We start from the raw sequence: 20,629 nt of genomic DNA, 5'->3' as shown, positions 1-20,629 counted from the left end.
GTTATACACAAAAATAATTATAGCTTATCTTGTAACCAAGCGTTAACCGAATCTAGTGCCTGGTTCAAGTTTTCAGGCTGGTCTCCACCTGCCTGTGCCATGTCAGGACGACCGCCTCCTTTGCCACCTACTTGAGATGCAACAAAGTTAACCAGCTCGCCTGCCTTTACTTTACCTGTGAGGTTTTTAGTAACGCCAGCAATAAGATTCACTTTCGCATCGTTGGCCACACCTAGTACTACGATCCCTTCGCCAATTCGGTTTTTAATGTCATCCATCATTGAACGTAATGACTTAGCTTCAACACCTTCCAAATTCGCAACAAGAACTTTAACGCCATTTATCTCTACTGCATTACTAAGCATATCAGCACCTTGCTGACTCGCCAGTTTTTGTTTAGCAGAATTGAGTGCTTTTTCTAGTTCTTTAGTCTGATTTTGCAGAGAAACTACGCGATCGAGTACATTTTGGCTGTCAGTTTTCAGTAAACCAGACAACGAAGCTAAAGTAGCCTGCTGTGCTTGCACAACTTCAAGGGCTTGCTCACCTGTAACCGCTTCAATGCGTCGAACGCCCGATGCAATACCCGCCTCACTGGTAATTTTAAATAACCCAATGTCACCTGTGCGCGCAACGTGTGTACCGCCACATAGCTCAACAGAGAATGGGCCCATGGTTACAACGCGAACTTTTTCATCGTACTTTTCGCCAAATAGCGCCATAGCACCTGATGCTTTGGCTTCTTCTAGGTCCATAAGTTCAGTGGCTAGCGTATGGTTTGCGCGTATCTCTTGGTTAACGCGTTTTTCAATCTCTGTAAGTTGCTCAGCGGTAACTGCCTCAAAATGCGAAAAGTCAAAACGCATACGAGACGCTTCAACCAGTGAGCCTTTTTGCGTTACGTGCTCGCCAAGAATTTCACGCAGCGCCGCGTGAAGTAAGTGGGTAGCACTGTGGTTCTTTTTGATGGCTTCACGATTTGCTGCATCAATCGCAGCCGTTGCCGTATCACCTTTAGACACCGAGCCCTTAGCAATACCTTTGTGTGCAAATGCATTACCCATTTTTTGGGTGTCTGTCACAATGAACTCACCGTTAGCAACGCGAAGTACACCTTTGTCACCAGCCTGACCGCCGCTCTCAGCGTAGAACGGCGTACTGTCTAGTACAACCACGCCTTCCTGACCGTCTTCTAGCTTTTCTACAAACGCATTGTCGGCAATAAGTTCAACCACATTAGCCTGTCCTTCCACATCGGTATAACCTGTGAATGAGGTTGTGTGGTCAATGGCAAGCTTGCTGTTGTAGTCTGCACCAAAGTTACTAGCCTGCTGAGCACGGGCACGCTGTGCTTGCATTGCAGCTTCAAAACCTTCTTCGTCAATCTTAAGGTCGTGCTCACGAGCCACATCATTAGTTAAATCTGTAGGAAAGCCGTAAGTGTCGTAAAGCTTAAACACTACATCACCTGGTACTGTATCGCCTTCTAGGGTTTCCAGAGTGTCGTTTAGAATAGCCATACCACGAGCTAGGGTTTTGCTAAATTGCTCTTCTTCAACACGCAGTACTTTTTCAATTACCGGTAGCTGGTCTACAAGTTCTGGGTATGCTTCACCCATTTCTTTTGCCAGTGATGCCACTAGCTTATAGAAGAAAATATCGTTTGCGCCTAGCTGGTAGCCATGTCGAACCGCACGACGAATAATACGGCGCAACACATAACCACGCCCTTCATTGGTAGGCATTACGCCATCACAAATTAAGAAACTGCACGAACGGATATGATCGGCAATAACACGCAGAGATTTGTTTTCTAGGTCGTCAGTACCAACAATTGATGCCGCTGACTTGATCAAGTTTTGGAACAGGTCAATCTCGTAGTTACTGTGCACGTTTTGCAAGATAGCTGAAATACGCTCAAGACCCATGCCCGTATCGATAGAAGGCTTTGGTAATGGCTCCATGGTACCGTCAGCTTGTTTGTTAAACTGCATAAATACCAGGTTCCAAATTTCGATAAAACGGTCGCCGTCTTCTTCAGGCGTTCCTGGAGGACCACCCCAGATGTGTGCACCGTGGTCATAAAAGATTTCAGAGCAAGGACCACAGGGGCCAGTATCACCCATAGACCAGAAGTTATCTGACGTGCTAATGCGAATAATCTTTTCTTTTGGCACGCCAATGTCGTTTTCCCAGATGTCGAACGCTTCATCGTCGTCAGAGTAAACGGTAACGAGTAACTTTTCTTTTGGTAAACCTACTTCTTTAGTTAGAAAGTTCCACGCAAACTCAATCGCTTCTTTTTTGAAATAATCGCCGAAGCTAAAGTTACCCATCATTTCGAAAAAAGTATGGTGACGGGCAGTATAGCCTACGTTTTCAAGGTCGTTGTGTTTACCACCGGCGCGCACACAACGCTGCGAAGAGACTGCTCGGGTATAACTACGCTTTTCTGCACCTAAGAAGCAGTCTTTAAACTGGTTCATGCCCGCATTAGTAAAAAGAAGCGTGGGATCATCTGCCGGCACCAGTGACGAGCTTGCCACCGCCTGATGGCCATGGCTTTTAAAATAATCGATAAACTTGTTACGTAAGTCAGCAGTTGATAATGTCATTGAAAACCTAACTTCCTTTATTCTATTTTTGAAACGTGCGAATTGCCTATTTGATAAGACTTATAATCGGGACATTTCGTCATTACTCAATGTGCCATACCCTATTACCATTCTTTGAATAGTAAAAATGCGCACAAATTTGCGCAACAATACCACGGAAAGCGCAATTTTGTTAAGTGGCAAGGGCACGCTATACCGCCAAATTTTACCTTAATTTAGCAAAAAATAGCGGATATTCATTTAGGTGATTAGTAAGAAGGTGCGTAGCTTGGCAAAACTGGCCGAAAAGAAACGTTTAGTTTAATTAGCACTAACCGCGTAATCGATGTGTTCTTGGTAAAAACCACGGTACTGCAAAAATTGTTTTTGCTTTTGCCTTAAGGCGAATTCTGTTTCATAAAACTCGCCAAACTTCTTTTCTTTTACTTTTTTCGCGCTTTCAAACCAGTCAGCATCAATCTCTGCCATTGCATGCTCAGCAGTACTCTCATCTACGCCATATTGCTGTAAGTCTAGTTTTATTGCACGAGGTCCCTTCCCTTTCAAATACAGTGCGCGCGCTCGGCTTTCAGCAAACCTGGCGTCACTTTGAATATCAGCGTCTTTAAACTCCTCCAGAATAGGCATAAAAGCCTCACTCGCTATTCCTTTCTGCTGTAGCTTGCGCACTACCTCGTTAAAGCTATGCTCTCGTCGTGCCAGCATGCGAGTAATCGCGTCGGTAATGATTTTTCGATCGAACTCTGACATTTTTGTAAACTTACTCTTCTGTATTAAACGTAGAAACCGCGTTATTTTAGCGCTAAATACTCGTATATTGCGACTATCTAAGCGTTTTACGCATAAACCTTCTACATGATGTTAACTGCATGACAGCACCTGACTATCGCATAAAAATAATTGATTCTATCGAACAGCTTTCGAAGGAGCGTTGGCAACAACTTGCAAAAAATGCAGGCCCTTTTCTTTCCTATGAGTTTTTGCATGCGTTAGAAAGCAGTGGTTCGTGTAAAAATGAATCGGGCTGGCAACCTTGTCATATTGCTATAAGCCATGACCAGCAAGAAAAAGTCAGCATCCTTATTCCTGGCTTTCTTAAAACGCATAGCTATGGCGAGTATGTGTTTGACCATGCATGGGCCAACGCATACGAGCAGCACGGGCTCGACTATTATCCTAAATGGATATCAGCAATTCCTTTCACCCCTGTTACAGGCCCAAGGATACTTTGCGATGATAGCGTGCCCCTAACGCACACTCTTATGGAGAAACTGGAGCATACTTTGACAGAGTATGTAGCATCAGTGTTTGGGGAAGAGCTTTCTTCTTTTCATTACCTGTTTCCCAATGAGAGAACGTCGGCACAACTTTCAGTTAGCAGCGAAACGCAAGCTTCGGATTTGACCCACGCTGCAAGGCGATATTTAACCCGTTACGCCGTTCAGTTTCAGTGGCATAACTACGGGTATGGTGACTTCGACGATTTTCTTAATGCACTGACATCCCGCAAAAGAAAAGATATCAAGAAAAGCCGCCGTAGACTCAGTGAGCAAGGCGTTCGTTTTACCCACCATACGGGAAGTGAAATTAGCCCAGAAACTCTGCAGTTTTTCACAAAATGTTACAAAGCAACCTATTTAAAACGCAGCGGCCACGTGGGATATTTAAATGATGCGTTCTTTGAGCAACTTGTCGACACCATGAGCGACAACATGCTTGTTGTAACTGCAATGGAAAATGAAGTTGCGGTAGCCAGCGCCCTATTTTTCTATGATGAAACAGGGCTGTATGGCCGATACTGGGGAGCACTTAAAGAAATAGACGGGTTACACTTTGCCTGCTGTTATTTTGAAGGCATCGAATTTGCCATTTCGAAAAAGCTAAAGCTATTTAACCCCGGCACCCAAGGTGAGCATAAAATACTTCGAGGTTTCGAGCCTATTTATTGTCGTTCACACCACAAATTAAGACATGCATCGTTCCACAGTGCTGTAGCAGACTTTTTACAGCGCGAAACGCCGCATATCGCCAGCTATTTTAATCAGGCACGGAATGCTTTACCGTTTAACAAGGAATTTGTGCCTACTTTAAAAACAATGAGTGTCACTGCACCTAACGACGACACTTATAATCACAACGAGAAAAATGATGAAACATAAACTTTTAGCCGTAGCGATTGCGGCATCTTTGGGCATTGCAGGCTGTAGTCAGCCTGAGCAAGCAAAAGAACAAACTCAGGAAACCGCTGTTGAGGCGAAAGGTGAAGCAGAGCTAGGTTCTTTCGGCGTTGACTTAAGCGCCCGCAACGAAGCAGTAAAACCTGGTGATGACTTCTTTATGTACGCCAGCGGAACATGGTACGACAACTATGAGCTTCCTGCAGATAAAACCCGCTATGGCGCGTTTACTGGTCTAGCTGAACGCAGTGAAGAGCAGGTTAAAAACATCATTGATGGGCTTATGGAAAAAACGTCTTTAAATGAAGAAGAGCAGCTTGTTCATGACTTCTTTGTTGCCTACATGGACACCGATACCATTAATGAAAAAGGTATTGAGCCAATTCAGGACGTACTTACTTCGATAGAAAGCATTGAAAATAGAACTGACTTAACCAAAGCGTTTGGCAATAGCTGGCTGGTGGGTTCAAGCACACCTATTTATGGTGGTATGTGGTACAACCGCCTTGACCCGAATGAATACCAGCTAAGTGTTGGTGTAGGTGGTTTAGGTCTTCCTGATCGCGATTACTACCTAAGCGATAGCGAACGTTTTGTTAAGATCCGCGAAGCTTATGTAGCGCATATTGAGGAAATGCTTAATTTTGCAGGCGAAGAAAACGCAGCAGAAAAAGCAGCGAACATTCTTGCTCTTGAGACACAAATTGCAGATATTCAGTGGCCCCGCGAAAAACGCCGTGACCGCGACCTAACGCTTAACCAAATTGAACGTAGTAAATTATCTGACGCATACCCGGGTTTTGATTGGGACACATATTTTGCTCAAACCGGCTACAAGGTACCTGAGCTAAATATTACTCAACCAGAGCCAGTCAAAGACGTTATCAAAATTATTAACGAGGCTGACTTAGCCGACTGGAAATCGTATTTGAAGTATCACACTATTTCAAATAACGCTGGCTTCCTTTCTGAAGATATCTACTTAGCTAATTTTGACTTCTTCGGTCGCACACTGAGCGGCCAGCAAGAGCCACGTCCACGCTGGAAACGCGCGGTAAGCCAAATGTCAGGCACTGAGTCTCTAGGCTTTGCTATTGGTAAAATTTACGTTAATGAATACTTCCCAGAGAGCTCAAAAGAGCAAATGGCGGAGTTGGTTGAGAACTTGCGTACAGCACTAGGTGAGCGTATTGAAAACCTAGACTGGATGAGCGAAGAAACTAAGGTTAACGCAAAAGAAAAGCTAATGGCGTTTAACCCTAAAATTGGCTACCCAGATGAATGGCAGTCATTCGACGGCGTAACCATTAGCGACAAAGACTTAGTGGGCAATGTTCGTAACTTACGTACATTCTTTCAAGACCAGTCAGTTGAGCGCGAGCTAGAAAAAACTGACCGCAATCGTTGGGGTATGACACCGCAGCGCGTGAATGCCTACTACAATAGCTCATTTAATGAAATTGTATTCCCAGCGGCTATTTTACAACCGCCATTTTTCGATCCTAATGCCGATGCAGCTGTTAACTACGGTGCTATTGGTGCGGTAATCGGCCACGAGATGGGCCACGGTTTTGACGACCAAGGTTCGAAGTCTGATGCCAACGGTATTCAGCGCAACTGGTGGACAGATGCCGACCGTGCATCATTTGAAGAAAAAGCAGACATGCTAGCCGAGCAATACAGCCAATACGAGCCAATCGAAGGTAACTTCGTAAACGGTCGCAACAGTCTAGGTGAGAACATTGGCGATGTGGGCGGTCTAGCTATGGCCTACCACGCTTACAAGCTTAGCCTTAACGGCAAAGAAGCTCCGGTAATTGACGGCCTTACGGGCGATCAACGGTTCTTCCTAGCTTGGGCACAAGTGTGGAAAGAAAAGCGTACGGAAGAGAGTATGCTTAACCAGCTGCGTGCAGGTACCCACGCACCGGGTCGTTATCGTGCTCAAGCACCAAGAAACCATGATGCATGGTATGAGGCATTTGATGTGAAGCCAGGTGATGCACTATATCTTGCGCCAGAAGAGCGCGTGAGAATATGGTAACGTGTTGATTGAGCAGTTTTGTGAGCCATATATTGGCTCACTGCGCCGGATAGCATGATGCATTGGGCACCAACTGCTTAACATATAAGAAAGGCGGTACGACTTATGTCCTACCGCCTTTTTAATTTTAAATCAATATCTTGGGTATTCAATCGCACATAAAAGCAGCGCTTATTTTTCGTGAGCTTGTTTATTTTCCGTATTGGGCAACTAAATCGCGAACGTATTGCTTACAGCGCGCTACAGCTTCCGAAAAATCACCGTTTCCTACGCTTCCCATTGAATAGCGCAGCCAATAACCATCAATTAGCGCAGCGGTGGACGCAGCGGCGTTTTTGACCTGTGCAGGTTGAAGCAGCTTGCGGTAGCTAAAAGCTAAATTCCGCTCTAAGCGCTTATGGTTGATAGTTTGCAAACGGTGCAGCCCTTCATTGTGTAGCGATAGCGCCCAAAAGTTAAACCAAGTATTGGTGGCTGAACTTGCCCCTTGCGTTTGCGAAAAATTGTTTTCGATAATGAAGTCGATACGCTGCAGCGGGTCGTCAATACGCTGCGTAATTTTTAGCGCATCGAGAAGATGGCGCATAGTTGCTTCAATTAACCCTTGCTTATCACCGAAATAGTGACTGATTATCCCTGAAGAAAGCCCAGCTTTTTTGCTAATTAAGCTAATCGTTGTGCCGTGATAGCCAACCTCTGCCATCACTTCCAGCGTTGCTTCAATTAATTGCTTCTTGCGAACTGGCTCCATTCCCACCTTGGGCATGCTACAACTCCAAACCTTAAATCTAAAAAATAACCTGCAACAGCGCTATGCTGTCGCAGGTATGATATCACGATTAAAAGGTTAAGCGTGCGTTGACTGCTACCGCCCGCGGTGCACCAATCCAAAATGCCCCCGGCGCTATGGTCGAAGCGTAATCTTCATCGAACAAGTTATTGACGGTTAGACGCACTTCGAGTTCTTCAACACCCGGCCCTATGTTTTCAATAAAACCTCCCACATAGAAGTCGCTAACAATGTAGTCATCTACTTGCGCCGCATTTTCGATATCTAGGTAGCGGCTATCAACGTACTTAGTCGATAAGCCAGCAAAGTAGTTGTCGCGTGCCCAGTCTAGGCTCACAACTGCCATAGTATCAGGTGTACCGATAACCGTATTACCTTCAATAGCTACCAGCGATACCTCAGGGTTTTCAGCGTCTGCAATAGCAGCTTGGGCATCAGCAAGTGTATCGTATTGCGTACCTGAACTGCCTACCGTCGCAACGTACTCAGAGTCGCTTAGGGTAATAGAGGTAAACAACGAGAACTCTTCAGTTAGCATAACGTCTGCTGAAATTTCAAAACCACTAGATTCGATCCCCCCCACATTTTTATAACCACCAGCGGCCGCTTCCAGAAAGTCTATACCCTCTGAAGTCTCGTTACTGGTAAATTGGATACGGTCGTTAAACTCTATATTGTAGTAGGTCACACTGGCATTAAAGCCTGGTGATGCATAGCGGAAACCCACGTCGATGTTGTCAGCGGTTTCTGGCTTTATAAAACGAAGGTCGGTATCGTTGCGTTCAAGCTGGGCGTCTTTTATTGCCGCAAAGTTTTCACCGTAACCCGCAAAAACCTCTACTCCTTCAATGGGTAGTGGTGCGACGATACCCGCTGAGAATAGCGTATCTGAATCAGTATTTACCGCTAAGTTGTTGGCTGAATCGAAATTGTCCGTTTTTTCAATATCGACGTTAAACTTCTTCGCACCGGCACGGATGCGAGCAAAACCTAGGTCTAGCTCGTCTTCCACATAGTACATTAGGGTATCTACCGGGAATGTTCTGTCGTACTGCACCCAATAAGGCACGTTGTCATAATCTACACTGATAGATGAATTGGTGATCTTGTGCCAGTCACGTGACTCACCTCGCTCATAGTCTTCCCACCAAATTCCGAAACGAACCGTATTGTCAAAATCTTCAATTTTGGTGTACCAGACTGCATCAGCATTAATACCAATACGTTCTTTATCATAATGAGTATGACGATATGAGCCCACAGGAATTGCGCCTTGCACGTGACACCCCGGATCATACTCAGCGCCTGCGCCACCATAAGGGAAAGTCAATGAGCTTTGACAACCTTCAATTGGACTTAGCTGATTACCTTGTCTATCCACAAAGTAAATTTGACCGAGTTCTTGCCCGCCGTAAACCGTATTACCGACCACAAGCTCTGAATGGCCTTCTGCGCCGTCATCAGTAACATCAACGATATATGGAGGCACCCACTCTCCACGGCCTTCATTGTCGTGATAATACACGTTAGTCATAAAATCGACTTGGCCAATGGTGAATTCAGCCTGAAGATAGGCAAAAAGGTTTTCCCGTAATGTAGACCAACCTCTGCGATATGCCTGATCCTGATACGGTACACCTGTCCATTCGTCAGTTAGCTGGTCCCAGTCTGGGTTTTGCTCATATTGCGCTAAACCATAAATGCGCTGGTAGTTGTCTTCGTGTGTATCGTCGTAAGACAGATAACCAGTAAGTGATACATCGTTAACAGTAGAGATAAACTTCATAGCTAAATGGTCGCGGGTATTTTCCGCCGCCTGCTGCATAAAGTCAGAGCTTTCTTGACTTGAAAGGCTTATCCAAGCGTAAGTGTCTTTGAATATTTCACCCGTTTCATAACGAACATAGTATTTAGATGCATCGAACGAGCCTGCGGTTACGCTGGTGACTAAGCCTTGCTCCATCGACGGGTCTATGGTGGTGAAGTTTAGTGTGCCGCCTAATGCTTCATGAGAACGAGAAGCGATATCTGCAGTACCCTGTGACACCTCTACACCATTTACGTTTTCAGTATCGATATAGCGATTTGCTTTTGCGCCACCACCGTAGTTTGAATTACCGTTGGCAATGCCATCTACCGTCATACCTATTTGCTGTTCGTTTAGGTTTACCTGAAACCCACGAATAACGATAGACGTTGACCAATCATCAGCGCCAAAGGTATCGCCTTCGTTAATGAGTACGCCGGGTAAATTGTCCACCGCGGCTAAAACACTGCTAAGATTTGCCTGCTGTTTAAACATGTCGTCGCTGGTTGCGTTATTTGCGTAAGAAACGCTGCGCCCTACAACGGTGATTTCTTCTATACGCTCTTCCTCTGCGCGTTCAGCCTCTTCAGCCAAAACTTGTGACGAGGCAGCCATAGATGAAAGGGCAGCAAGTATTGCTATAGACAATTTATTGTGTGATTTCATGTGTTTCCCAAAGTAGTTGTGTATTGTTTGCACACTACTTTAGTAGGGTATTGTTACACTTAGGTTAAGTTTAATTGAACAATCAATTAATTTAAGTGCTAAGTTTTTCCTGGGAGGGTGTGTTTAATTCGACTTAGAAGTTGTAAACCTTCCTCAATAAATCGCCGTACTACAGGAAAAATTAAGCTATGGGTATAAAAAAGCCCTCCAGAGGAGGGCTAAAAAAGGGAAAGGTTTTGTTTACGTCAAACTCTTATTACGATTGCGTTGCGGCTTGAAAGCTCGTGTTGCTTTCAGTCCCGGCTACTTGCTTTTTTGCATAAAGCAAAGCGTCGTGAAGCGTTTCGAAGTTAGGTATACCTGGATGGGCTTCATTTACACCTTCAAGTACCTTATTGACTTCAGCGTTAGCACCGCAAATAACAAGCTGTCGACCAGCCGCAAGAGCATCTGATGTTACTGTATCAACTGCCATAGCCGCCGATACATCCATCAAAGGTACTCGAGAGAAGTCTAGTATAGTGACTTTCGCACCAGGTCTTACTCGCTCGCGTACGTGGTGACCTAAATCGGCTGCCGCGCCAAAGCTAAGTGGTCCACCAAAACTAAAGATTGATACTTTGTCTTTAAGCGACTCTAGTAGGTCATTCTCTTTAGGGTCGTTTAGCGACTCAGGGATCTTCTTAAGCTCTTCAATTTGAAGCTGTGCGATTTGCTTAACGTATGCAAGTGCCGCAAATACGACGCCCACACCGACTGCGGTAATTAAGTCTACAAATACCGTAAGTGCAAGCACCATAATCATTAGGCCGAAGTCCCAACGGGGGCCTTTGTGTGCACGTTTCAGGTAGCTCCAGTCGATGATGTCTAAACCAACTTTAACTAGAATACCTGCAAGTACTGCGTGAGGAATTTGCGCGGCTAGTGGGCTAAGACCCAACACAATAGCAAGAAGTACTAGCGCGTGAACCATACCTGAAATGTTGTACTTACCACCGCTGCGAATGTTAACAACCGTACGCATTGTCGCGCCCGCACCTGCGATACCGCCAATAAGGCCAGCAAATGTGTTACCGATACCTTGTCCGATAAGCTCTTTATTACTGTCGTGACGAGTACGTGTCATGTTATCAGCAACCAGTGACGTCAACAGACTATCGATAGCGCCCAATACAGCAAGAATGAATGCTGCTTCAAGGATTAGCAGTGCCTTACTTTGGTCGAAAACAGGTAGGTGTAGACTTGGTAAACCAGTAGGGATATCGCCAAGAATTGGTACTGAAAGCGCTAAACTTACGAGCGTACCAATGATTAGCGCAGCAAGTGCACCTGGCACATACTTGCCTAATTGAGGTGGCCATTTGTAGGCAATGACTAATGTACCTAAACCTAATGCAAGGGTAGCGAAGTCAATATCAGCAAGCGCTGTAGGTAGGTATGACAGTGCACCAATTGTTCCACCTGGAGGCTCATGACCCAATAGCCTTCCTAATTGAAGGATAATAATAATGGCACCGATGCCCGACATAAAGCCAGAAATTACCGGGTATGGCACTAATCGAATGTACTGACCGACGCCAAGTACACCAAATACAATCTGGAATATACCCGCCAATATCACTGCTGTGAATATCAGGCTGGCGTCGCCAGAAAGACTTGCGAATAAGCCGGCAAGTACCACCACCATTGGCCCTGTAGGACCTGAAATTTGCGCAGGCGTTCCACCAAACAGCGCAGCAAAAAAGCCAACGGCGATAGCACCGTAAAGGCCAGCCATTGGGCCAAGGCCTGACGCCACACCCAGCGCGAGCGCTAGTGGTAAGGCAACGATACCGGCTGTTAAACCGCCGGTAAAATCGCCTCGTAAATTAGAGAGATTAATTTTAACCATAGTGTTTGACCTTATTCGCCACGCGTTAGCTGTGCTTCAGCCGCGCTTTGGTCCATGGCTTCAAATTCACCGCTTTCAGCGTTGTAGCAAAGTACATCACCTTCGCCGATGTTATAAACCCAGCCGTGCAGCTTAACCTGGCCTGTAGCGATTTTCGCAGCAACAGACGGGTGAGTACGAAGATGCTGAATTTGTTGAACAACGTTTTCTTTCGTTACCGCTTCCAAGTCTTCTAGCGACAAGTCTGAATGACCGCAGCGCTCTTTAACTACGTCAGTTGCCACACGACAATGGCCTAACCATTCTTTAACATGCGGAAGTGAACTCAAACCTTCTGGGTTGATCGCACCTTTCATTGCACCACAGTCAGTGTGACCACAAATAACGATATGAGAAACACCTAACGCAGCAACAGCAAATTCAATAGACGCTGTCATGCCACCGGTTTGATTGCTGTGAGGAGGAACGATATTGCCCGCGTTACGGCAGATAAAAAGCTCACCTGGGTCAGTTTGTGTTACGAGGTTAGGGTCGATACGTGAGTCTGAACACGTAATGAAAAGCACTTCTGGGTTTTGACCGTTCGCTAGCTTTTGAAACGTAGCTTTTTTATTCGGATAAACTTCTTTCTGAAATTTAGCCACACCAGAGATAACGTGATCCATAGATAACTCCCAATTTTTTTAATAATTGTAATGATTATGTAATTACGCCAGTTTCACCTGATAGATTAATAGTTTAATATACTAACTCGCGATAGCTAAATACTATCACAACCAAAACATCATCAACTATAAGTCTAGTAAGAGAAGGCTATTTTCACATGCAATTTAACGGAAAGACCCCCTCAATAAACCAAATCCGCTATTTTGTAGCTGTGGCTAAGTACTTGAGCTTCAGACAGGCTGCGGGAATACTAGGAATTAGTCAGCCTACTCTGACCAGTCAAATTAGTGCACTGGAAAACCTTTTAGGCCTAACTTTATTTGAGCGCTCACGCACCGGCACGCTTTTATCTCCGCAAGGAAAAGCACTGCTAGATGCGGCTGAAGAAGTATTACAGGCGTCTCAGAGGTTTGGCGAAATCGCTCGCGATTTGTCTCAAGGTGAGATGGTGACATTTAGATTGGGTATTCCTCCAACGTTGGGGCCCTATTTACTCCCCTTTGTTTTGCCCGATTTACACAAACGTAAACCTGGCTTGCGTTTTTACGTACGTGAAGGCGCGCCTAATGCCCTACAGCATGGTCTTTTACGGGGCGAGTATGACTTAATTTTATCGCCACTTTCGGGCGAAAACTCACAGTTGATTACTCAGCCACTTTTCAAAGAGCCATTAAAATTTGTCACACCTTCCGATCATAAATTAGCGGGTAAAGCCTATGTTAAGCCGGAGGAAATAAGTGGTGAAAAAGTACTAACGCTAGAAGACCGACATCATTTTCACCATCAAGTACAGCGTATTTGCGATGAAATTGGTGCCGACTTACAGCGGGACTATGAGGGTACTAGCCTAGACACGCTGCGCCAGATGGTAGTAATGGGTATGGGCGTAGCCTTTCTACCCGGCCTTTATATTCACTCTGAGCTACACAAACCTGAAGCTTTGCACGTGTGTGAAATAGCAGATATGCCCATAGAGCGTCAGCACTCTTTGGCTTGGAGAAACACGGCGCCAGGTAGGAAGACCTTTAGAGAGATCTCTATTATCATAAAGGAGATCATTGAATCTCGTCTTTCTGACGCAGTCACTATTGTTAGTTCTGCATCTAGCTCTTATCAGAAACGTTAGTCCAAGTGTGCCCACTATGATTGATAGACAACATCTAAAAATAGTACGAGCAATTGATGCTGAAGGTACTATGACGGAAGCAGCAAAATCGCTTTTCCTTACCCAGTCAGCGTTGAGTCACGCAATGAAAAAATTAGAAGCGCATTTTGACGTACCGCTGTGGAAAAAAGAAGGGAGAAGGCTAACGCTTACCCAAGCAGGTCAAAGTGTTTTAGGTCTTGCCCACAGAGTTTTACCACAGTTTGAACACACCGAAGCCCAGCTTCAAAAGTTTGCCGACGGAAAACAGGGCATATTGCGTATTGGTATGGAATGCTACCCATGCTTCGAATGGCTGTTAAAAGTTGTCGCGCCGTTTTTAAAGGCCTTCCCCGATGTTGATGTTGATGTACGCCGTGCATTTTCGTTTGGTGGGTTACAAGCACTACACGGGTACGATATAGACATTTTACTTACGCCAGACCCACTGCATCTAGACACTATTACCTACACCCCCGTATTTGAATACGAGCAAGTACTGGTTATGGATAAACATCATAACTTAGCAGAAAAATCATTTGTAACTCCAAAAGACTTAAGTAATGAAACCCTTATAACTTATCCGGTGGAGCATAGTCGACTGGACGTTTTTACGCATTTTCTTACACCTGCCAATTGCACAGTCAAACAGCACAAAACCATTGAAACCACGGAGATTATCTTACAAATGGTAGCTGCGGGACGTGGTGTTACTGCTTTGCCTAAGTGGCTTGTGGAAGAAGCAAAGGAAAGTGAACTGCTATGCACGAAATCTATGGGAGAAGCTGGCGTGACTAAAACCCTTTATTTAGGTCATCGAAAAGCTACTGACGTGTTGGGGTTCGTAGATGACTTTATTGCAATGTCTCAAACCCTTTCGATGGGTAGCAAATAGGTTATTTCGCGCTTCGTGCATTATCAATACGGTCTTGTACAAGTGGATGGGAACTAAACCAGCTATCAACGTCTGACTGCTCTGTGGCTAACGTTTGGAATGCTTCCATAGCAGCCGCGAAGTCAGCGGGATCTTTACCCAATGCTTTTAATTGACCAATGGCGTAGTTGTCCGCTTCCCATTCGTGAGCTTTGCTAAATTGATTTTGAACTACACTTGTTCCTACGCCTAAAACACCATCTAAAACGCCACTTAAGTCGCCAAAAATATAACTTATCGCAAGAGTTGCAAATAGTGACTCTGCAATAAGCTGCATGGAATGATTGTTTTCTACATGCCCTACTTCATGCAGAAAAATAGCGTTTAATACGTTTTGATTTTCCTCAACCAAAGCAATGAGTTGGTCGGTAAACACAATAGTGCCATCAGGTAAGGCAAAAGCATTGGGACCTAGTACGTTAGAGTGGCGAAAGTGCACGCGGTAATTTTTATTTTCCGTCTCTATTTTAGCTAATAGTGAATAAAAACTGTTAGCGTGCAATTCCTTTGATTCGGTACTAAGTTCAGATGGCTTAAGTAAAGTGCTATCGAGCGCGGCCAAGGTATGTTTAGAACCGATTTCTTTTATGCCGTAGGGAACATATTGAGAAAACGACACGGCAATTCGAGGAAGTGCTTGGGTGAATAGTCCATAAAGAAGCAAAGGCACAAGTATTATACTTGCCATTAAGTACGACTTTTTCGACTCTAATTTACTCACTCCTACCAATTGATTTTTATCAAGCCAAGCATCTTCCTCTGGGCTAGACGACCACATAAGTAAATCACCGCCATCCAAAGACACTTCTCGTGGTAACCCCGCAAGTTTTGTGCGAGTAGTCATCTCTGACCTATGTACCCGTTTAGAAGTGCCATTTTGGTCAAAGAAAATAACCAGTTCGTCGCCCTCAATATTACAGGTCACAATATCTGAACTAACACCGCTTGCGTAATAGTAATGTGATACCGACACGGCATTTAACCTAAAGCAACGTCTACATCAAATAAAGTCGCAGCTTCCTCTGCCACCGCACCAGCAGAACCAGAACTACCAACAAGTACCTGATCAAAACCTTCAAACATTTTTACTTCAGTGGCGTCGGCGTATAATTTTGCACTTCTCACTTTTGCCCAAGGAAGCGCCATTCCTAAAGTTAGAACAATCGCTAGCGCATTGACTAAGCGCAGTTTGATGAGTGCACCTGCTGCTAGCGATGAATTAAACTGAGCAACGTTTTCAAGTTGTGTGTTTTGGAAAATGTGATTCCTAATTCGAGCATTGTAGTAACCTGATACTACAGCGTAGGCTACTAAGTAAAACAGAACTAACAGTATTGTAGCTAGAGCTGAAACAGACGGTGATCCACCGTTAGACATTGCCACAGCGCCAATACCTAACACAAAAGACGAAATTAGCATTAAGCAAAGAGAGATAAACAGCACACCAACTGATGTTCGATAGTATTTGCCCGTATCCAGCGTGGTGGAAAAGGATTTATTGCCAAAACATGATTCGTTTACTAAAAACGCATCAATCTTTTTTAATACCCAAGGCATAAGCAAGTACAGGGTGAATACGCTTGCAATAGGCAAGAGTACAAATAACGCAAAGGCTTCTCCCCACCGGCCTTTAAAAGAAAATCTAACGTTTCTATATGCCGTCATACGAAGCCTAAAACGCATACTCATAATAATTAAAGCAGGCGTTAATGCCATAAGAACAAGTGCGAAAATAAGCGCAGCAGCGGGGTTTATCGTAGTTAGAAAAAAATAACCACCGAATAAAATTACGGCAATTATCCGCCCCTTTAAAATTTGTAGCGGTTCAGCAAGGTAAGAAAAGCGATGACCATCAAGCTCTGTATTGCTATAGAAATAGCGTTTGGTACGCACCGTCGCCCATGCAGAATAAATACCTAAGGTAACAATACTTAGAAGTAAATTAACTATCCATATAGAAAAAAACTCACCCGCTTTACCATGAAACTTAACCTGCTCGGTACGGATTATTTTATCATTCGCTTTACTAATTGTTTCGTGCGATGCGTGCAACTTACTTTTTCTTTCAGCGATTAAGGCTGAAATCTTGGCAGCGCGTTCTGGATACTCAGTAGCGTCTATGGAATTTAACGCTTGGGCAAGTTCTTCTAGACTATAACTTTCGTAGTCGGGCATGGGGGTATATGCATTGTCATCCGTCATGGCAACGTTTCATCCTTGATTTGTTTTTTTATAAAGCTACGCAATAATGACGTAGATGGCAAGATCGCGTAGCTAGTTAATCATTAACGTTTAGCTGTAAAAGCAAAGGTAAGCGGTAGGCGTAGACACTTTTACGTCAAAAGATGCATCTGCAGGCACATTAAAACTGGTACCTGTGGCGAAAGATTGCCATTCATCACTTCCCGGTAGCTTCACCACTAGCTCACCTTCAACCACTTTCATCAGCTCTTTTTGAGAGGTAGAAAATGTGTATTCACCTGGTGACATTACCCCAGACGTACAAGGTCCGTTTGCAGATTCAAACCCAATCGAGCTCACTTTGTTGTCGAAATAATGGTTTACTTTAAAGCTCATAGTTACTCCTTTGATGTGAGTGCTGACTTTCTTTGCTTTAACTGTTTTTAAAGCAAAGTGCTGCAGCCTTGATACTTCTTTAGCGTTTTTGCCAAATAAGCATATGGTTATTGGCGGGCATGTCGATTATGTCTTGCAAGCTTAACTCGCCTGCCCAAGCAGTAAGCTCATTGATATCGCGGTAGCCACCATAACCACGCGCTAAAAGCGAAGTATGGAAGGCTTGGTTACTTTCAGAAGTAAACTTACCGCTGTGTGTAAAAGGGCCATACTGACAGAATATGCCCCCTTTAGGTAAGTGCAACGCTACTGATTCCATGAGTAGCTTCGCCTCTTCTTTCTGCATGATATGTGCGGTGTTCGCCGTAAAAATGCCGTCTACGTCGAGATTGGGAAAGTCATCTTGCCCAACGGTAAATGCTATGGGAGGTTTTATATTCCCCGAATTTGAATCACTCAGCCACGCGGCAATGCCTTCGTGATAGTGTGGTTGGTCGCTTGTGTGCCAAATAAGATGGGGTAAGTGTTCAGCCAAAAATACGGCATGTTGACCTGTCCCGCTTCCTATCTCTAATACCTGTCGGCAGTTAGCAAATGTACGTTCAAGCACGCTCAAAATAGCGCGCTTGTTGTTCTCACAGGCCTGACTAAAAGGCTTTTCGATTTGCATATACCTTACCAGCATTAATCACTTAGGTTAGGACCCAACCACTTTTCAGCTTCTTCCAAGGTCCAGCCTTTACGTGTAGCGTAATCTTCTACCTGGTCGGCTTGAATTTTGGCAACCGCAAAGTATTTCGAATCAGGATGAGCGAAATACCAACCCGATACCGAAGCACCCGGCCACATGGCGTAACTTTCCGTAAGCTTCATACCTGTATGCTGCTCTGCTGACAATAAATCCCAAATAAGCTGCTTTTCGGTGTGTTCTGGACACGCGGCGTAGCCTGGCGCCGGTCTAATGCCCTGATATTTTTCGCGGATAAGTTCTTCGTTACTCAGTGATTCGTTAGCGGCGTAGCCCCAATAGTGCTTACGCACCTGCTCGTGAAGATATTCCGCAAACGCTTCGGCAAGTCTGTCTGCCACCGCTTTAACCATAATACCGTTGTAGTCATCGCCTGCTTGAATATAGCTATCAGCAAGCTCGTCTTCCCCTATACCACCGGTAACGGCAAAAGCGCCCACATAATCATTTATGCCACTCGACTTTTCAGCCACAAAGTCTGCTAAGCAATAATTAGCAAATTTGTCTTTTAGCGTTTGCTGACGCAAATGATGGGCAACACCTTGAACTTGGTTTCTCGACTCATCGGTATAAATTTCAACATCGTCATTAACGCGGTTGGCAGGAAACAAGCCGATAACGCCTTTCGCCTGAAGGCTGTTCTCTTCGATAATTTTATCCAGCATGGCGTTGGCGTCGTTAAACAGTGACTGTGCCTGCTCCCCCACTACTTCATCTTCGAGTATACGCGGGTACTTCCCTGCTAAAGACCAGGTTAAGAAGAACGGTGTCCAATCAATGTAGTTGCGCAGCGTAGCTAAATCTGCGGTTACTGGTGTAACACCTAGGCTAGCGGGCTTTACAGGCAAAGTCGTAAAATCTGGCTTAAAAGCGTTTTCTCTGGCCTGTTCTAACGTCACCGGCTTGCTGCGCGGCTTCTTACGGGCGTGCTGTTCGCGTACCGTATCGTATTCTTTTGCCAGTTCCTGCGCGTAAATATCGCGAGACGCTTTGTTTAAAAGACGCTGGCACACGCCTACTGCTCGACTTGCGTTTGGAACATAAGCCACAGGTGCATGATAATTTTGTTCAATTTTTACCGCAGTGTGCGCTTTAGACGTAGTCGCCCCGCCAATAAGAAGCGGAATATCCAAGCCCTGACGCTCCATTTCTTTAGCTACGTGAACCATCTCATCAAGTGATGGTGTAATAAGGCCTGACAAACCAATCATGTCGACGTTTTCATCTTTGGCGGTCTGTAAGATTGTCGCCGCCGGCACCATTACGCCAAGATCAATCACTTCAAAGTTATTGCACTGAAGTACCACGCCTACGATATTTTTACCAATATCGTGAACGTCACCTTTTACCGTAGCGAGAAGAATTTTACCGTTGCTTTTAGCGTCGTCTGACTTTTCTTCTTCAATGTATGGCTGTAAATGGGCAACCGCTTTTTTCATAACGCGAGCCGACTTTACCACCTGTGGAAGGAACATCTTACCTTCACCGAATAAATCCCCTACTACGTTCATGCCATCCATTAATGGCCCTTCGATAACGTGTAATGGACGCTCAGCTTGCTGACGCGCTTCTTCGGTATCTTCAATAATATAATCGGTGATGCCTTTAACAAGCGCATGCTCTAAGCGCTTATTCACTTCTTGCTCGCGCCAGCTTAAATCTTCTTTCGCGGCAGCCTTACCATCACCTTGATAATTAGGGGCTATATCAAGCAGACGCTCGGTGGCATCGCTTCTGCGGTTTAAAATAACGTCTTCCACTGCATCGCGAAGCTCTGCTGGTATCTCGTCGTATACCTCTAACTGACCGGCATTAACAATAGCCATATCCATACCAGCGCGAATTGCGTGGTATAGGAACACAGAGTGCATGGCCTCTCGAACTGGGTTGTTCCCCCTGAACGAGAAAGAAATATTAGAAAGGCCACCGGAAATATGTGAGTAAGGGCAGGTTTTACGTATTTCGCGGGTCGCTTCGATAAAATCGACCGCATAATTATCGTGCTCTTCAATACCTGTCGCTACAGCAAAAATATTGGGGTCGAAGATAATATCTTCGGGCGGAAAGCCAACTTCTTCAGTCAAAAGCTTGTAGCTACGCTGACATATTTCAACTTTGCGGGCTTGTGTATCGGCCTGGCCGGTTTCGTCAAACGCCATCACTACGGTTGCAGCACCATAGCGCTTTATTAGCTTAGCTTGACTTAAGAAGAGTTCTTCCCCTTCTTTTAAGCTAATAGAGTTAACAATCGCTTTGCCCTGCACACACTTAAGCCCGGCTTCGATAATCTCCCATTTAGACGAATCTATCATAATGGGGACTCGGCTAATATCTGGCTCAGAGGCAATTAGGTTTAAAAAGGTGATCATAGCCTGCTTTGAATCAAGCATGGCCTCGTCCATATTGATATCAATGATTTGGGCACCGTTTTCTACCTGCTGTCTTGCGACATCAAGTGCGGTTTCGTAATCACCTTCAAGAATAAGACGTTTAAAGCGAGCGGAGCCTGTAACATTGGTACGCTCACCGATATTAATAAATGTAGAAAATTCTGCGCTCATAATGCCCTC

Annotated in this window: 15 protein-coding genes; 4 read left to right on the top strand and 11 right to left on the bottom strand. The window is 44.9% G+C overall.

The window, feature by feature from the left end; all coding sequences use genetic code 11:
* Positions 1-17: 17 nt before the first annotated feature.
* Both alaS and PCAR9_RS05110 read right to left on the bottom strand, forming a co-directional pair.
* A complete protein-coding gene (gene alaS, locus PCAR9_RS05115) occupies positions 18-2,615 on the bottom strand; it encodes an alanine--tRNA ligase (RefSeq protein ID WP_179982686.1) in 2,598 nt (865 codons plus the stop codon).
* A gap of 300 nt (positions 2,616-2,915) precedes the next feature.
* Positions 2,916-3,365 (bottom strand): regulatory protein RecX, encoded by a 450-nt coding sequence (locus tag PCAR9_RS05110; RefSeq protein WP_179982685.1) that lies wholly within the window; start codon positions 3,363-3,365, stop codon positions 2,916-2,918.
* 119 nt (positions 3,366-3,484) lie between these two features.
* Here PCAR9_RS05110 and PCAR9_RS05105 point away from each other — a divergent pair, with 119 nt between their 5' ends.
* A complete protein-coding gene (locus tag PCAR9_RS05105; protein ID WP_179982684.1) occupies positions 3,485-4,774 on the top strand; it encodes a GNAT family N-acetyltransferase in 1,290 nt (429 codons plus the stop codon).
* Positions 4,764-6,836, top strand: a complete 2,073-nt coding sequence (locus PCAR9_RS05100) for a M13 family metallopeptidase (protein ID WP_179985155.1) — start codon at positions 4,764-4,766, stop codon at positions 6,834-6,836. The genes PCAR9_RS05105 and PCAR9_RS05100 overlap by 11 nt, the downstream gene beginning before the upstream one ends.
* Before the next feature lie 190 nt (positions 6,837-7,026).
* Here the strand turns inward: PCAR9_RS05100 and betI are convergent, their stop codons facing one another.
* From betI to PCAR9_RS05080, 4 genes are all read right to left on the bottom strand, one after another.
* Positions 7,027-7,602, bottom strand: a complete 576-nt coding sequence (gene betI / locus PCAR9_RS05095; protein WP_269475055.1) for a transcriptional regulator BetI — start codon at positions 7,600-7,602, stop codon at positions 7,027-7,029.
* Positions 7,603-7,675: 73 nt separating this feature from the next.
* Complete coding sequence (locus PCAR9_RS05090) at positions 7,676-10,099, bottom strand: TonB-dependent receptor domain-containing protein (protein WP_179982683.1); 2,424 nt, start codon at positions 10,097-10,099, stop codon at positions 7,676-7,678.
* Positions 10,100-10,355: 256 nt separating this feature from the next.
* Positions 10,356-11,990, bottom strand: coding sequence for a SulP family inorganic anion transporter (locus tag PCAR9_RS05085; RefSeq protein ID WP_179982682.1), 1,635 nt, complete (start codon positions 11,988-11,990; stop codon positions 10,356-10,358).
* 11 nt (positions 11,991-12,001) lie between these two features.
* Positions 12,002-12,655, bottom strand: a complete 654-nt coding sequence (locus PCAR9_RS05080) for a carbonic anhydrase (RefSeq protein ID WP_179982681.1) — start codon at positions 12,653-12,655, stop codon at positions 12,002-12,004.
* Positions 12,656-12,813: 158 nt separating this feature from the next.
* On the opposite strand from PCAR9_RS05080, the gene PCAR9_RS05075 reads away from it, so the two are divergent.
* The gene (locus PCAR9_RS05075) at positions 12,814-13,782 is read left to right on the top strand and encodes a hydrogen peroxide-inducible genes activator (RefSeq protein WP_179982680.1); all 969 of its coding nucleotides are present in this window, start codon (positions 12,814-12,816) and stop codon (positions 13,780-13,782) included.
* A gap of 16 nt (positions 13,783-13,798) precedes the next feature.
* On the top strand, positions 13,799-14,695 hold the full coding sequence (locus PCAR9_RS05070) for a LysR family transcriptional regulator (RefSeq protein ID WP_179982679.1): 897 nt from the start codon (positions 13,799-13,801) through the stop codon (positions 14,693-14,695).
* Between the two features lies 1 nt (position 14,696).
* Here the strand turns inward: PCAR9_RS05070 and PCAR9_RS05065 are convergent, their stop codons facing one another.
* The 5 genes from PCAR9_RS05065 to metH form a co-directional block, all read right to left on the bottom strand.
* Entirely contained in the window at positions 14,697-15,707 is a 1,011-nt protein-coding gene (locus PCAR9_RS05065) for a M48 family metallopeptidase (RefSeq protein WP_179982678.1), read from the bottom strand.
* Positions 15,708-15,712: 5 nt separating this feature from the next.
* Complete coding sequence (locus tag PCAR9_RS05060; RefSeq protein WP_232091123.1) at positions 15,713-16,936, bottom strand: YjgN family protein; 1,224 nt, start codon at positions 16,934-16,936, stop codon at positions 15,713-15,715.
* A 90-nt stretch (positions 16,937-17,026) separates the two neighbouring features.
* A complete protein-coding gene (gene ppnP / locus PCAR9_RS05055; RefSeq protein ID WP_014948660.1) occupies positions 17,027-17,311 on the bottom strand; it encodes a pyrimidine/purine nucleoside phosphorylase in 285 nt (94 codons plus the stop codon).
* 79 nt (positions 17,312-17,390) lie between these two features.
* Positions 17,391-17,981, bottom strand: a complete 591-nt coding sequence (locus tag PCAR9_RS05050; RefSeq protein WP_136780775.1) for a DUF938 domain-containing protein — start codon at positions 17,979-17,981, stop codon at positions 17,391-17,393.
* 14 nt (positions 17,982-17,995) lie between these two features.
* On the bottom strand, positions 17,996-20,620 hold the full coding sequence (gene metH / locus PCAR9_RS05045) for a methionine synthase (RefSeq protein ID WP_179982677.1): 2,625 nt from the start codon (positions 20,618-20,620) through the stop codon (positions 17,996-17,998).
* Positions 20,621-20,629 lie beyond the last annotated feature (9 nt).

This window comes from Alteromonas macleodii (assembly GCF_903772925.1).
GTDB classification, from domain to species: Bacteria; Pseudomonadota; Gammaproteobacteria; order Enterobacterales; family Alteromonadaceae; genus Alteromonas; species Alteromonas macleodii_A.
This window is presented reverse-complemented; position numbering and strand designations above follow the sequence as displayed.

What these genes read in the sequence shown, in the direction of transcription:
- PCAR9_RS05090 (WP_179982683.1), bottom strand. Translation starts at nt 10,099, where the DNA reads ATGAAATCACACAATAAATTGTCTATAGCAATACTTGCTGCCCTTTCA.
- PCAR9_RS05085 (WP_179982682.1), bottom strand. Translation starts at nt 11,990, where the DNA reads ATGGTTAAAATTAATCTCTCTAATTTACGAGGCGATTTTACCGGCGGT.
- PCAR9_RS05110 (WP_179982685.1), bottom strand. Translation starts at nt 3,365, where the DNA reads ATGTCAGAGTTCGATCGAAAAATCATTACCGACGCGATTACTCGCATG.
- PCAR9_RS05100 (WP_179985155.1), top strand. Translation starts at nt 4,764, where the DNA reads ATGAAACATAAACTTTTAGCCGTAGCGATTGCGGCATCTTTGGGCATT.
- PCAR9_RS05070 (WP_179982679.1), top strand. Translation starts at nt 13,799, where the DNA reads ATGATTGATAGACAACATCTAAAAATAGTACGAGCAATTGATGCTGAA.
- PCAR9_RS05080 (WP_179982681.1), bottom strand. Translation starts at nt 12,655, where the DNA reads ATGGATCACGTTATCTCTGGTGTGGCTAAATTTCAGAAAGAAGTTTAT.
- PCAR9_RS05105 (WP_179982684.1), top strand. Translation starts at nt 3,485, where the DNA reads ATGACAGCACCTGACTATCGCATAAAAATAATTGATTCTATCGAACAG.
- PCAR9_RS05060 (WP_232091123.1), bottom strand. Translation starts at nt 16,936, where the DNA reads ATGACGGATGACAATGCATATACCCCCATGCCCGACTACGAAAGTTAT.
- PCAR9_RS05075 (WP_179982680.1), top strand. Translation starts at nt 12,814, where the DNA reads ATGCAATTTAACGGAAAGACCCCCTCAATAAACCAAATCCGCTATTTT.
- alaS (WP_179982686.1), bottom strand. Translation starts at nt 2,615, where the DNA reads ATGACATTATCAACTGCTGACTTACGTAACAAGTTTATCGATTATTTT.
- PCAR9_RS05050 (WP_136780775.1), bottom strand. Translation starts at nt 17,981, where the DNA reads ATGCAAATCGAAAAGCCTTTTAGTCAGGCCTGTGAGAACAACAAGCGC.
- metH (WP_179982677.1), bottom strand. Translation starts at nt 20,620, where the DNA reads ATGAGCGCAGAATTTTCTACATTTATTAATATCGGTGAGCGTACCAAT.
- betI (WP_269475055.1), bottom strand. Translation starts at nt 7,602, where the DNA reads ATGCCCAAGGTGGGAATGGAGCCAGTTCGCAAGAAGCAATTAATTGAA.
- ppnP (WP_014948660.1), bottom strand. Translation starts at nt 17,311, where the DNA reads ATGAGCTTTAAAGTAAACCATTATTTCGACAACAAAGTGAGCTCGATT.